Genomic DNA, 13856 nt, shown 5'->3' with positions numbered 1-13856 from the left:
TCATGATTTGAATGGAAGGACTAAAAACAGAGGGTGGGAGTGAGCATATGAACCAGGAAATCACCAGACAGATCCGTGTCTATGGAATCGTGCAGGGGGTGGGATTCCGGCCGACAGTCAGCCGCCATGCGACTGCGAGGGGAATCCGTGGAAATGTCTGTAACAAAGGGCCTTATGTCGAAATCTATGCGCAGGGGCCCGAAGAAGCTGTAGAAGAATTTATTTCAGATATACAGAACCGGCCGCCGAAACGGGCTGCAATTTTGAAAATAAATGTAGAAAATATAGAAGCGCCGGAGCAGTATACGCAGTTTGATATTATCGAAAGTGAGAAAACAAAAGGAGAGATTTTTGTTTCACCGGATATTGCAATCTGTGACGAATGTAAAGAAGAAATGTTTGATAAAAAGAATCGCAGATATCTGCATCCTTTTATCAACTGTACCTGCTGCGGGCCGCGCCTTACCATTCTGGATTCATTGCCATATGACAGGGAACGTACCAGTATGAAAGAGTTTCCGATGTGTCCGGAATGTGCGGCGGAGTACCATGATCCGGCAACGAGAAGGTATGATGCACAGCCGGTATGCTGCAATGAATGTGGGCCGGAAGTTTACCTGATCGGACGCAAAGAACGTGGCAGAGATGCAATCACTTTTGCGAGAAAAACAATTGCAGAAGGCGGCATTGTGGCAACCAAAGGAATCGGCGGTTTTCACCTCTGCTGCGATGCTTCAAATGAAGTGGCAGTCAGTCACCTGCGGGAGCTTAAACGTCGTCCGATGAAGCCTTTTGCAGTGATGGCAAAAAATCTGGAATCAGTAAAAAAAGAATGTGAAGTATCAGAAGAGCAGGCGAAAATTCTGGACGGACACCAAAAACCAATCCTTCTTCTGGATAAAAAGAAAACATCCGAAATTCTCTGTCCGTCGGTGGCTCCGGGGAACCCGAAAGTGGGTGTGATGCTTCCGTATGCACCGGTGCAGCTGCTGATTTTTACATATGATGACGGAATCGAAATGCCGGAATTTCTGGTGATGACAAGTGGCAATACTTCCGGTGCACCAATTTGCAGAGATGATCAGGAAGCAGAATCTGAACTGTCCGGTTTCTGTGACTGCATGTTATCTCATGACCGAAAAATTCGCATCCGGGCGGACGATTCCGTGATGGATTTTTATGAGGATAAACCATATATGATCCGTCGTTCCAGAGGATATGCACCACTTCCGTTCATGGTTTCCACACCATATCGGGGACAGGTGCTTGCCATCGGTGGAGAGCTTAAGAATTCTTTCTGCATAGGTGTGGATAACCGCTTTTATCCATCGCCATATGTGGGAGATCTGGAAGATCTGCGTACAGTCAAAGCACTTCGGGAGACGATTGGAAGACTTGAAACGCTTCTGGAAGTACAGCCGAAAATCGTCTGCTGTGACATGCATCCGAAGTACAATTCCGTGATGGTGGCGGAAGAACTTGGACTTCCGGTCGTAAAAGTGCAGCACCATTATGCGCACATTCTTTCATGTATGGCGGAAAATGACTGTGCGGAGCAGGTGATAGGGATATCTTTTGACGGAACAGGCTATGGAACAGACGGAACTGTCTGGGGCGGCGAGGTTCTTCTGGCAGATCTGCATAAATTTAAGCGAGTCGGAAGTGTGGTGCCGTTTTTGCAGATTGGAGGAGATGCATCCTCGAAGGAAGGATGGCGAATTGCGGTTTCATTGATTTACGGAATGACCGGCGACAGAGAAAAGGCTGCCGAAATAATAGAAAAGTTAGCGCTTTGTACGAAGCAGGAAGCAAACGTACAGTTTACCATGGCAGACCGTAAGATCAATGCTGTGATGTCAACAAGTGCCGGGCGGTTATTTGACGGAGTGAGTGCGATACTTGGACTCTGCAGGAAATCCACATTCGAAGGAGAAGCTTCGATGGCACTGGAATTTGCAGCGGAAGAGTACCAGAAAACATTACTTGAAAAGAGTACGCAGCAAATTTTGGAAACTGAAAAATATAGTTATCATAAAAAGAATACAGGTGTTCTCGTTGAAAATAAAAATCAGCCGGATATAGCAGATGAAATGTATCGAAAACAGACTGGGGACAGAACGATTCTTAACGATGAGCGACGAATTGTGGAAAGTGACCGGCTGCTGCTCAATACAGAATCCTTAATAAAAGAACTCATGACTCGCTGTCTGAATGATGAAAATCCGGACAGACTGGCATATTTTTTTCATCGGGAACTTGCTTATCAGATCATTGATGCATGCGTACAGATCAGGCAGCAGAGTGGATGCAATAAAGTGGCATTGAGCGGCGGTGTTTTTCAGAACCGGCTGCTTCTGGAGCTGACAGATCATGGACTTAAAGATCAGGGATTTGCGGTGCTGAAACATCAGCTTGTGCCGCCAAATGACGGCGGAATCGCACTCGGACAGGCGGTGTATGCGATGGAATATTTGGAGAAAAACAAAGGGAGGCTTTAACATGTGTGTTGGATTATCAGCAAAAGTTGTAAAAATAAGTGACGGAACAGCAGTAATAGATGCAGGCGGAGCAAAAAGAGAAGTTTCTGCACAGCTTCTCGAAGATCTGGAACCGGGTGATTATGTAATGGTTCATGCCGGCGTGGCAATCGCAAAAATCACAGAAGAAGATGATGACGAGACTGATCAGCTTATGGAGGATATGCTGTAATGGAAGAAGAAAAAAAGAAAACAGCGCGGGAGATCATAGAAAATTATGATGGCCCGAAAGTACGGATCATGGAAGTGTGCGGGACACATACACACGAAATTTTCCGACTTGGAATCCGTAAACTTCTGCCACCGCAGGTCGAACTGATCTCCGGACCGGGATGTCCCGTCTGTGTAACACCGGTCGGATTTATTGATGAAGCAATCTGGCTTGCACTGGAAAAAGGCGTAACGATCTGTACGTTTGGCGATCTGGTGCGTGTACCGGGAACGAAGATGAGCCTTGCGGGAGCAAGGGAAAAAGGAGCAAAAATCCGTATCGTATATTCTCCGGCAGACGCAGAAAAATATGCGTCAGAACATCCGGGGGAGCAGGTGGTTTTTCTTTCGGTGGGCTTTGAAACAACCACTCCGGCAGAGTGTCTTTCTGTAAAAAAGGCGAAGAAAGACGGTCTTATGAACTATTCACTATTGATGGCAAACAAGACCATGCCACAGGCATATGAAGCATTAAAAGGAAGTGCGGATATCTTCCTTTATCCGGGACATGTGAATGCAATCACAGGGACGAAGCTCTGTGAGAAACTGACAGAAGAAGGTGTCAGCGGTGTAGTTGCCGGATTTACAGCTAAGGAACTTCTTACTGCGCTGGCGGTTGCACTGGTGAAATTTCAGGAGGGAAAACCGTTTTTTGTAAACTGTTATCCGAGAGTGGTAAAAGCAGAAGGAAGTCGGGAGGCACAGCAGCTTACCGACGAAATGACTGAAGCCTGTGACAGCGAATGGCGAGGACTGGGAGTGATTCCAGAATCCGGTGTTCGTCTGAAAAAAGAGTGGAGTGCATTTGACGCGAGAAAGAAATATGATATTCCACCGATTCAGGGCAAGGCAAATCCGGCCTGTCGGTGTGGAGATGTCCTGCAGGGAAAATGTAAACCTTCGGACTGCAAAGTATTCGGCAAGGTCTGTGCCCCGCAGCATCCGGTAGGTGCATGCATGGTTTCAAATGAAGGTGCATGCGCAGCGTATTACGCATATGGTGATAATAAATAATATCAGCGGATTCCGAATGTTTGTAAGATTGCGGGAATTACGAAGTAATGAAGCACTCTGCAGATATGACAATATTACAAGAAAAGAGGATAATCCTATGAGCAGTTTAAAAGATAAAACAGTAACGATGGCACATGGAGCCGGTGGCCGTCAGACCTCCGAACTGATCGACAAGATTTTTGCAGCGCATTTTGCGAATCCGGATCTGACTGCAGATGATGCGGCGGTTTTGATACCTCCGGCTGGGAAAATGGCTGTTTCTACAGATGGATTTATTGTTTCACCGGCATTTTTTCCGGGTGGAAACATCGGCAAACTTTCTGTCTGCGGAACAGTAAATGACCTCGCATGTATGGGGGCAAAACCATTGTATCTGACCTGCGCATTTGTTATTGAAGAGGGCTTTCCAATGGAAAAACTGGAAGAAATTGCAGCTGCCATGGAAAAAACAGCCTCAGAGGCTGGTGTACATATCGTATCCGGCGACACAAAGGTTGCAGGTAAAGGACAGGTGGACGGTGTATTTATTACAACGACCGGAATGGGGCAGATTGAAGATGGTGTGAAAGTAGGCGGAACGCTTGCACAGCCGGGAGACGCGATTATCGTAACCGGCGATGTGGGAAGACATGGATGCACGATTCTTCTTGCAAGAGAGGATTTCGGTATCGAAGCGGATGTAACAAGTGACTGTGCACCACTCTGGAAGACAGTTGAAGCGGTAATGAATACGACACATGATCTGCATGTGATTCGTGATGCGACACGTGGCGGGGTCGGCACGGTTCTTTATGAGATTGCAGGACAGAGCAATGTCGGAATCCGACTGGATGCAGCGGCTGTACCTGTAGCACCGGAGGTAAAAGGTGTCTGTGGAATGCTCGGACTGGAACCGCTTTATCTTGCCTGCGAAGGCCGTATGGTGATCATGGCACCAAAAGCTGAAGCAGAAAAAATCGTCGAAGCACTCCGCCAGTGTCCGTACTCCAAAGATGCTGCTATTATCGGTGAAGTCACTGCCGATTTGCCGGGCAAAGTAGTCATGACTACTGAAATTGGAACTCAGGCACTGCTCCCACAGCCGGGAGGAGAACTGTTACCGAGAATTTGTTGAGTTAGGGGAAAAAGATATATTTATAGAATATCTGCCCTGAGACAGAAAACAGGCTCCCTGACACACTGCGATTTCTGTTCATTACGTGCGCTTATTTGCTGCCATTCACGCGAACTCGGCTGTGCCTCAAACAGTGCGTTCGGTGACAGCAGCTAACACGTAATTCACGACGAAATCTCCGTTTACCGTCAGGAGAATCCTGTTTTTCTGTTCAGGGCGCTATATCGTGAAATATATGTTTGCGGCAGATAAAAATCTATCAACAGAAGCAGAACTGTCAGTTCAAGTATTCTCTCGTGACTGTTCAGTACTCTCATAGTTGTGAGGCAAAATACCTGCTGAATTGTTATATTCTATCAAATTTAAACAGACTTCGAAACGCCCGGACAGGACAGTTTGACTGACGGCAAACGGAAATTTCGTCAAGAGGACCGTGCCAGCTGCTGTCACCGAGCACACTGTCTGAGGCGCAGCCGAGTTTGTGCGAATGACAGCAAACAGGCGCACGGGACGAACAGAAATTGCAGTGTGTCAGGAAGACTGTCCTGTCCGGGCGTGAAGACATACAAGATATAAATTTTAAGGAGAGATAACATATGGATACACGAGTTGCAGTAATCTCCATTATCGTAGAGAACAGTGATTCCATCGAAACCCTCAACCAGCTTCTTTACGATGCCCGCGACCACATCATTGGCCGCATGGGCATCCCGTACCGCGAAAAAGGAATCAGCATCATCAGCATCGCCATTGATGCCTCACAGGATATCATCAGTGCTCTTTCCGGAAAAATCGGACGTCTGAAAGGCGTATCCACCAAGACCGCATATTCCAATGTGATCACACATACGGAGGAAAAACATGATTAAAATTGCAGTATACGGAAAAGGCGGAATCGGCAAATCTACCACTGTTTCCAACGTGGCAGCAGCCCTTGCCGAAAAAGGTCTCGCCGTAATGCAGATCGGGTGCGATCCAAAGGCAGATTCTACGATTCAGCTGCGTCATGGCAGAGAAATGCACACTGTACTTGATCTGTACAATGAAAAAAAACAGGACTTGAAATTAGAAGACATGACCACAACCGGGTATCAGGGAGTGATCTGCGTGGAAGCAGGCGGCCCGACACCGGGACTTGGCTGTGCAGGACGAGGTATCATCACAGCTCTCGAAAAACTGAAAGAAACAGGCGCTTACGAGATCTATAAACCGGATATTGTCCTCTATGATGTTCTTGGTGATGTTGTCTGTGGCGGTTTTTCCATGCCGATGCGAAAAGGCTATGCAGACAAAGTCTTTATCATCACTTCCGGAGAAAATATGGCGATTCATGCCGGAGCAAACATCGCCATGGCGGTGCAGAATTTCAAAAATCGCGGCTATGCATCTCTTGGCGGCATTATTCTGAACCGGCGGAATGTCAAACGGGAAGAAGAAAAAGTGCAGGAACTGGCAGATGATTTTGAGACAACTGTTGTCGGAAAACTTAACAGAAGCGAACTGGTCACGGATGCGGAAGAGCAGGGAAAAACCCTGATGGAATGCTATCCGGACAGTGAGATGGCAGAGGAGTACCGTACACTGACAGAAAATATTCTGAAAATCTGCAGGGAGGACGGGCTATGTTGAAACGAGTTGGCGGAGAAATAAATCCGGAAGGTGCAGTCACGACGATTGGTGAGGCTGAATTTCCTGTGCCGTTTCCGCCTGGTCTGGAATTTAATTCTCCGGTACATGGTAACTGGAATATCGTACACACCGGGATGCTGATGCCCGAGGCCATACAGATCTATGTCTGTGCAGACAACTGTATGCGCGGAGTTGTGCTTACAGCGGCGGAAATGAACGCAGCAGACCGTTTTTCTTTTGTAATTGTAGAAGAAGAAAATCTTCTGAACGGAAACCTCGAAGATGTCACGATTGAGGGCGTGACTGATGTTTTAAATAAAACAGAAAAAAAACCGAAAGTGGTATTACTTTTTACAGTCTGTCTCCATCATTTTCTCGGATGTGATCTGGACAGGGTATACGAAGAACTGGAAAACCGTTTTCCGGAGATTATATTTGTACGTTGTTTTATGGACCCGATCATGCAGAAACATGGGCTGACACCGGATCAGAAACTGCGAAAAGCATTATATGATCCGCTGGAAAAAAGGTCATCGGATGAAAAAGTCGTCACCCTTGTCGGAGATGATTTTGCACTGGATGAAACCTGCGATATCAAACGTCTGCTGAGATCCGGCGGATATACATTAAAAGAACTTACGGCCTGTACAAACTGGGAAGAGTATCAGGAACTTGGCAGTGGAAAAATGTTGATTTCTTGCTATCCTCCGGCAAAGTACGGCGCAGAGATGCTGGCAGAACGATTACAGCGTACACATCTGTATCTGCCGGGAAGTTTTGATTATGAAGAAATTAAAGAAGAGATTCGGACATTTGCAGAGGCAGTGAAAAATTCAGTCAGTAATGTAGAAAAAAATGACAAAGGAGCGATCCTGCGGAATACAGAAAACAGTATGAGTTTTGAAGATCTTGAAGTATTTTTCCAACAGGAGATTGTTCTTTGCGAAGATGCCCTTAAACACGCAAAATCCATCATCGGCGACACCCCGGTCGCTCTGGATTATCTTTATCATCCGAGACCGCTCGGACTGGCAAAACTTCTTCTTACACATGATTTTAACGTGACTACGATCTATCTTGACAGTATCAGTGCGGAGGAAAAAGAAGCTTTTGACTGGCTGAAGGTGAACTGTCCGAATCTCGAATTACGCGCTACGATTCATCCGAAGATGCGTGTTCTCCCGAGAGAAAATGAGGGAAAAATCCTTGCCATTGGACAGAAAGCAGCGTGGTTTACGGGGAGCAGAAATTTTGTCAATATGGTGCAGGGCGGCGGTCTCTGGGGATTTGACGGAATCCGCAGGACAGCGGAAATGATGACAGAAGCGTTTCTTGAAGAAAAAGATACGGAGGACCTGGTCGTACGTAAAGGATGGGGGTGTGAAAGCTGCATATGAGACAGTCATATCGAATCATACCGGTTTATACAGCGGATGTTTCCGGAGTGTGTTCCGCACTCTACGAGCTTGGCGGCATGGTAGTCATGCACGATCCGTCCGGATGTAATTCTACTTACAATACCCACGATGAGATCCGCTGGTACGAACAGGACAGCCTGATCTACATTTCCGGACTGACTGAGATCGATGCTGTGATGGGGAACGATGCAAAATTTATCCGTGACATTGAGGAGACGGCAAAAGAACTGCATCCGAAATTTATTGCGTTGGCAGGCTCGCCGATTCCGTTTATGAATGGCACGGATTTTCCTGCACTGGCACAGGTAATTGAGACAGAGACAGGAATCCCGGCATTTGCAATCCCGACAAACGGGATGCATGATTATACGTACGGTGCGGGACTTGCTTTTGCGAAAATCGCAGAACGTTTTGTACAGCCATTGAAGGAAACAAAAAATGCGGATGCTGATGTAACATCGATAACTACAATTCCTCATACACTCAACCTTCTCGGAGTTACACCTCTTGACTTCGGCCCGCAGCAAAACGCAGACTGCATGAAACAAAATCTCGCAAAGCACGGATGGCAGGTAATATCGACCTGGGCAATGGGAGATTCGCTGGAAAACTTAAGTCATGCGGCAGAAGCAGAAGTCAATCTTGTCGTATCATCTGTGGGACTGGAGACTGCAAAAATATTAAAAGAAAAATTCGGTACACCATATGTTATCGGCACACCGGTTGGTGATTTTACAGAAGATCTTGTAATGGTGCTGGAACAGGTGACGAAAAATACAGATAAAAAGAAAAAATCATCTGAGGAAGAATCCGCACCAGACGGTCAGGACAAACCGGAGATTCCATATCTTCAGAATCGTCTGTCCGAACCACAGGAAATCACGCTGATCGGAGAGGCAGTAACGATGGGATCACTGGCAGCTGCAATCGAAAAGAAATACCATAAAGCTGTCCGTGTGATATGTCCGCTGGAGACAAATGCAGGACTTCTCGCTCTGAATGACCGCGTCGCAAAAGGGGAGGAAGAAGTACAGGAACTTTTAAAAGATGCAAGGATTATCATTGCGGATCCACTGTACAGACCAATCTGTCCGAAGAGCAGCAGTTTTTATGAACTTCCGCATATTGCTTTCTCGGGAAGAATTTTTTTGCGCGATATAAAAGAAGGAAAATATCTGTCAGAAATATAGTGTGAACAGTAACTGTGAAATCACGAAAAAACCATGAAAAACGTGATTGGCATTGACGCATTTTTCGTTCGGTGCTAAGATGAGAAAAATGAAAAATGGAGGATTAATCATGAAAACTCTTGAAACTAAAAAGGCTCCGGCAGCAATCGGACCATATTCTCAGGCTAAAATGGTAGGAAACTTTGTATTTGCATCAGGACAGATCCCGGTTGATCCGGCAACAGGCGAAGTTGCAGGCGACAAGATTGAAACTCAGGCCGAGCAGTCCTGCAAGAATGTAGGCGCTATCCTCGAAGAAGCTGGCCTTACATTTGACAACGTTGTAAAGACAACATGTTTCCTTGCTGATATGGCTGATTTCGCAGCATTCAACGCAGTTTATGAAAAATACTTCACAAGCAAACCTGCTCGTTCCTGCGTTGCTGTTAAACAGCTTCCGAAGAACGTTCTGTGTGAAGTAGAAGCAATCGCAGTTGCTGAATAATTTTCATATTAAATAATGTAACGAAGAGAGGACCATTTCAGAGACGGAGTGGTCTTCTTTTGTATCGGAGGCAGCATGGCAAAAAAGAAATTTTATGCAGTTAGACAGGGCAGAAAGACCGGGATGTTCCTTACCTGGGATGAATGTAAGAAGCAGGTGATGGGGTATCCCGGAGCAATATACAAGAGCTTCGGAACGGAAGCAGAGGCGAAGGAGTATCTGGGAATCAGCGGCTGCGATAAATGTGAACAAGGTGCCGGAGAAAATGAAGCTGGTGTGGAAAAAACGGTGACGACCGGAAGTGTCCAAATGGAAAAAACAAATTCAGACGCGGTTGAGATCTACGTTGACGGAAGCTACCATGTTGGCACGAAAGAATTTTCTTACGGAATGGTTGTTCTGATCGACGGAAAAGAGGAAAAATTTTCTCAGAAGATGACAGACCCGGAGCTTGCACAGATGCGAAATGTAGCAGGTGAGATCAAAGGAAGCGAAGCCGCGATGCAGTATGCACTGGATCACAGAATTCCTTCTATTATTATATATCATGATTATCAGGGAATCGCGAGCTGGTGTAACGGGGACTGGAAAGCCAACAAACCGGGGACAATCGCATATCGTGATTTTTATCAGAAGGCAAAAGAAAAGGTACACATCGAATTTCGGAAGGTCAAAGGTCATTCCAACGACAAATACAACGATATGGTTGATGAACTTGCAAAAGAAGCACTTGGAATCCATTGACAAAATCCGCTTAAAAGACTTATACTATCACTGTCTCCGGTATGACCGGAGAACATGTACTTTTTGAGGAGGATAAAATCATGAAAAACAACAGCAGTATCAAAACCGTTGTTGCCGTCGGAATCGGCGCAGCACTGTTCTTTGTACTGGGACGTTTTGTTGCAATACCAAGCCCGGTACCGAACACAAACATCAGCCTTCAGTATGCAGTACTTGCACTTCTGGCTGCAATGTACGGCCCGGTAGCAGGTGGTCTGATCGGCTTCATCGGTCATGCACTGATCGACCTGTCATGGGGCGGAAGCCCGTGGTGGAGCTGGGTAATCACTTCCGCATTCGTTGGTGTGGTTATCGGCCTGTTTGCCAAGAAACTGAACGTTCAGGAAGGCGAATTCGGTAAAGGCAAAGTTGCTGTATTCGTAGTTTCCAACGTGATCGCACATGTGATCGGCTGGGTAGTTGTAGCTCCGGTACTTGACATCCTTATTTATGCAGAGCCTGCAAACAAGGTATTTGCTCAGGGTGTATTTGCCGCAGTTTCCAACACAGTTACAGGTGTGATTGTAGGCGGACTTCTGATTCTGGCATACACAAAGACCATTGCAAAGAAAGGTTCCCTTGATCAGGAATAAGATATGATGACAAAGCCTTCTCATGTAGCTTTTATGGCTTGTGAAAAGGCTTTTTCTATGCTGTTATTTTTGGATTATTTTATTGTAATAATATAATTTTGAGGTGTTTAAATGACTGAAAAAAAATCCCCTGTTATTTCATTCAAAGATTTTTCATTCCAGTACCGGGCGCAGAAGAAGCCCACACTGACGGGAATCAATCTGGATATTTATCCGGGTGAAAAGGTGCTGATCGCAGGACCGTCCGGCAGTGGCAAGAGTACGCTTGCAGGATGCATTAATGGTCTGAATCCTTTTTCCAATCCGGGAGAATGTAAAGGTACGCTGACCGTGGATGGTGTGGATGCACCGCACAGCAGTATTTTTGACCTGTCTGCCCACGTGGGAACGGTTTTGCAGGATCCGGACGGACAGTTTATCGGACTGACAGTAGGTGAAGACATTGCTTTTGCCCTGGAAAACAGTTGCACACCTCAGGATGAAATGCATGCGATCACCCGTCATGCCGCAGAGCTTGTCGGAATTGAAAACCATCTGGATTATGCACCGCACGAGCTGTCCGGCGGACAGAAGCAGAGGGTCAGCCTTGCGGGTGTTATGGTTGATCAGGTCAAAATTCTTCTGTTTGATGAGCCACTGGCAAACCTTGATCCGGCAGCCGGCAAGCAGGCAATCGAGCTGATTGATGAAATTCAGAAAAAAACAGGCACGACGGTTCTGATCATTGAACATCGCCTTGAGGATGTACTCTGGCGAAACGTGGACCGTATCGTGCTGGTCAATGACGGAACGATTCTTGCGGATCTGACACCGGACGAGCTTCTTTCTACGAGCCTGCTCAGTGACAATGGTATCCGTGAGCCGCTTTATGTGACAGCAATGCGTTACGCAGGGATTGAAATTACGAAGGAAAAGAAACCGGCACATGTAGATTCTGTTGTACTGGATGGGACGGATCGTAAGAAACTTAAGGAATGGTTTGAGGCACAGCCACTTCCGAAAGATACCGGAGAGCGTGAAAAGCTTCTGGAAGTGAAGCATTTAAACTTCGGATATACGAAGGGGCAGCAGACGCTTCGAAACGTCAGTCTGTCGATCGACAAGGGCGAAATGGTCAGTATTGTGGGGCGAAACGGTGCCGGCAAATCGACATTTTCCAAGCTGATCTGTGGATTTGAAGATCCGGATTCCGGGGAAATTACCTTCCGCGGTAAAGATCTTTTGAAAGAAAATATCCGTCACCGTGCAAAATATATCGGATATGTCATGCAGAATCCGAATCAGATGATTTCAAAAACAATGATTTTCGATGAGGTGGCGCTGAGTCTTCAAAAGGCTGGGATGCCTGAGTCGGAGGTTCGTCAGAAGGTAGAAGATACACTGAAAATCTGTGGACTTTATCCGTTTCGTAACTGGCCGGTATCGGCGCTTAGTTTTGGACAGAAAAAGCGTGTGACGATCGCAAGTGTGCTGGTGCAGGATCCGGAACTGATCATTCTGGATGAACCGACGGCAGGACAGGATTTCAAACATTATACAGAAATCATGGAGTTTTTGCGTAAGCTGAATGAACGTGGCGTGACGGTTGTGATGATTACGCATGATATGCACCTGATGCTGGAGTACACACCGCGTGCACTGGTATTCTCAGATGGACAGCTGATTGCGGATCGCAGAGCTTCGGAAGTTCTGTGTGATCCGGAACTGATCGAGAGAGCAGCGTTGAAAGAAACCAGTCTGTTTACGCTGGCAAAGCAGTGTGAGATCACACCGCCGGAAGCATTTGTAGAAAGATTTATCGGAGAAGACAGGGAGGTGCGCAGCAATGGCCGCTAAGACTGTTTTGAATTATCTGGATCGCGACAGCGTTGTACATAAGATGACGGGAACCACAAAGCTGGCCTTTTTCCTGTTGTTCACGTTCGCAAGTATGATCACATACAACACATGGGTGCTGCTAGGACTGTTCGCAGTAAGTCTTGTTGCATTTAAACTCAGCAAGATCAAATACCGGGAAGTCCGTTTTATGATGATCTTTATGCTTGTTTTTCTGCTCCTGAATAATTTGTTCATTTTCTTATTTGATCCGAATCAGGGAACGAATCTGTATGGAACGAGACATGTGCTCTGTCATCTTTTCTGGAGATACGATGTGACGGCGGAACAGCTGTTTTATATGCTGAATATTTCACTGAAATATTTTGTGGCGCTGCCGGTAGCAATCTTGTTTATCTCGGCGACGAATCCAAGTGAATTTGCGGCGAGCCTGAACAGTATCGGAATCTCCTATAAAGTAGGATATTCTGTGGCAATCGCACTTCGCTATATTCCGGATATCCAGAGAGATTATCACAGTATCAGTCAGGCGCAGCAGGCGAGAGGCGTGGAGCTCGGAAAGAATGAGCATTTCTTCTCACGATTGAAAAACTCGGTCAATATCCTGCTTCCGCTGATCCTGACAAGCCTGAACCGGATCGATACTATTTCCAATGCCATGGAGCTTCGTGGATTCGGAAAGAATAAGAAACGTACATGGTACACCAGAAGACCATTTGCTGTACGGGATTTTGTGGCACTTGGGATCGGTGTGGTGCTGGTGGTGGTGAGCCTTATAGTAACCATTAAGTTTGGACGATTCTACAATCCTTTCTAGGGGACTGCCCTGGAACCCGTCAATTTACATTGACATGTAAAGAAGACCGCAAAGAGGAACTCGCCGTTCCCCTCTGCACACCCTGGGCTTTTTAAGCCTCCGAGGGTGTATAAGTATGCAGGAATATGAGAAATGCCAGAATCCCTGGTCTCCGTATGGGGAAGGGAATTCTGGTATTTTTTCATTCTATGGGTGTGAGGTGACTGAGAGAGAAGTAAGTAGTGGAGGAGT

The 13856-nt window shown here is 46.4% G+C and carries 13 protein-coding genes; all 13 read left to right on the top strand.

Annotated features, from left to right (window positions below; translation table 11 throughout):
• Nucleotides 1–47: 47 nt before the first annotated feature.
• The gene (gene hypF, locus BQ7344_RS07565; RefSeq protein ID WP_072522097.1) at nt 48–2498 is read left to right on the top strand and encodes a carbamoyltransferase HypF; all 2451 of its coding nucleotides are present in this window, start codon (nt 48–50) and stop codon (nt 2496–2498) included.
• A gap of 1 nt (nt 2499) precedes the next feature.
• Complete coding sequence (locus BQ7344_RS07560; protein WP_072522096.1) at nt 2500–2709, top strand: HypC/HybG/HupF family hydrogenase formation chaperone; 210 nt, start codon at nt 2500–2502, stop codon at nt 2707–2709.
• Nucleotides 2709–3761 (top strand): hydrogenase formation protein HypD, encoded by a 1053-nt coding sequence (gene hypD / locus BQ7344_RS07555; protein WP_072522095.1) that lies wholly within the window; start codon nt 2709–2711, stop codon nt 3759–3761. The genes BQ7344_RS07560 and hypD overlap by 1 nt, the downstream gene beginning before the upstream one ends.
• Before the next feature lie 97 nt (nt 3762–3858).
• On the top strand, nt 3859–4875 hold the full coding sequence (hypE, locus tag BQ7344_RS07550) for a hydrogenase expression/formation protein HypE (RefSeq protein WP_072523386.1): 1017 nt from the start codon (nt 3859–3861) through the stop codon (nt 4873–4875).
• A gap of 596 nt (nt 4876–5471) precedes the next feature.
• Entirely contained in the window at nt 5472–5744 is a 273-nt protein-coding gene (locus tag BQ7344_RS07545; RefSeq protein WP_015541887.1) for a TM1266 family iron-only hydrogenase system putative regulator, read from the top strand.
• Complete coding sequence (locus tag BQ7344_RS07540) at nt 5737–6504, top strand: nitrogenase iron protein NifH (protein WP_072522094.1); 768 nt, start codon at nt 5737–5739, stop codon at nt 6502–6504. The genes BQ7344_RS07545 and BQ7344_RS07540 overlap by 8 nt, the downstream gene beginning before the upstream one ends.
• Nucleotides 6498–7901, top strand: a complete 1404-nt coding sequence (locus tag BQ7344_RS07535; RefSeq protein ID WP_072522093.1) for a nitrogenase component 1 — start codon at nt 6498–6500, stop codon at nt 7899–7901. Before BQ7344_RS07540 ends, BQ7344_RS07535 begins: the two co-directional genes overlap by 7 nt.
• Complete coding sequence (locus BQ7344_RS07530; RefSeq protein WP_072522092.1) at nt 7898–9112, top strand: nitrogenase component 1; 1215 nt, start codon at nt 7898–7900, stop codon at nt 9110–9112. Before BQ7344_RS07535 ends, BQ7344_RS07530 begins: the two co-directional genes overlap by 4 nt.
• Before the next feature lie 109 nt (nt 9113–9221).
• Nucleotides 9222–9596 carry a RidA family protein gene (locus BQ7344_RS07525; protein WP_072522091.1) on the top strand — a complete coding sequence of 125 codons (375 nt, stop codon included), beginning with the start codon at nt 9222–9224 and terminating at the stop codon, nt 9594–9596.
• A 75-nt stretch (nt 9597–9671) separates the two neighbouring features.
• The gene (locus BQ7344_RS07520) at nt 9672–10340 is read left to right on the top strand and encodes a ribonuclease H1 domain-containing protein (protein ID WP_072522090.1); all 669 of its coding nucleotides are present in this window, start codon (nt 9672–9674) and stop codon (nt 10338–10340) included.
• Nucleotides 10341–10420: 80 nt separating this feature from the next.
• On the top strand, nt 10421–10972 hold the full coding sequence (locus tag BQ7344_RS07515) for an ECF-type riboflavin transporter substrate-binding protein (RefSeq protein ID WP_015541895.1): 552 nt from the start codon (nt 10421–10423) through the stop codon (nt 10970–10972).
• Nucleotides 10973–11083: 111 nt separating this feature from the next.
• Nucleotides 11084–12808, top strand: coding sequence for an ABC transporter ATP-binding protein (locus BQ7344_RS07510; RefSeq protein ID WP_072522089.1), 1725 nt, complete (start codon nt 11084–11086; stop codon nt 12806–12808).
• Nucleotides 12798–13625, top strand: coding sequence for an energy-coupling factor transporter transmembrane component T family protein (locus BQ7344_RS07505; protein ID WP_072522088.1), 828 nt, complete (start codon nt 12798–12800; stop codon nt 13623–13625). Before BQ7344_RS07510 ends, BQ7344_RS07505 begins: the two co-directional genes overlap by 11 nt.
• Nucleotides 13626–13856 lie beyond the last annotated feature (231 nt).

The sequence above is a fragment of the Blautia sp. Marseille-P3087 genome (assembly GCF_900120195.1).
Lineage (GTDB): Bacteria > Bacillota > Clostridia > Lachnospirales > Lachnospiraceae > Blautia_A.
This window is presented reverse-complemented; position numbering and strand designations above follow the sequence as displayed.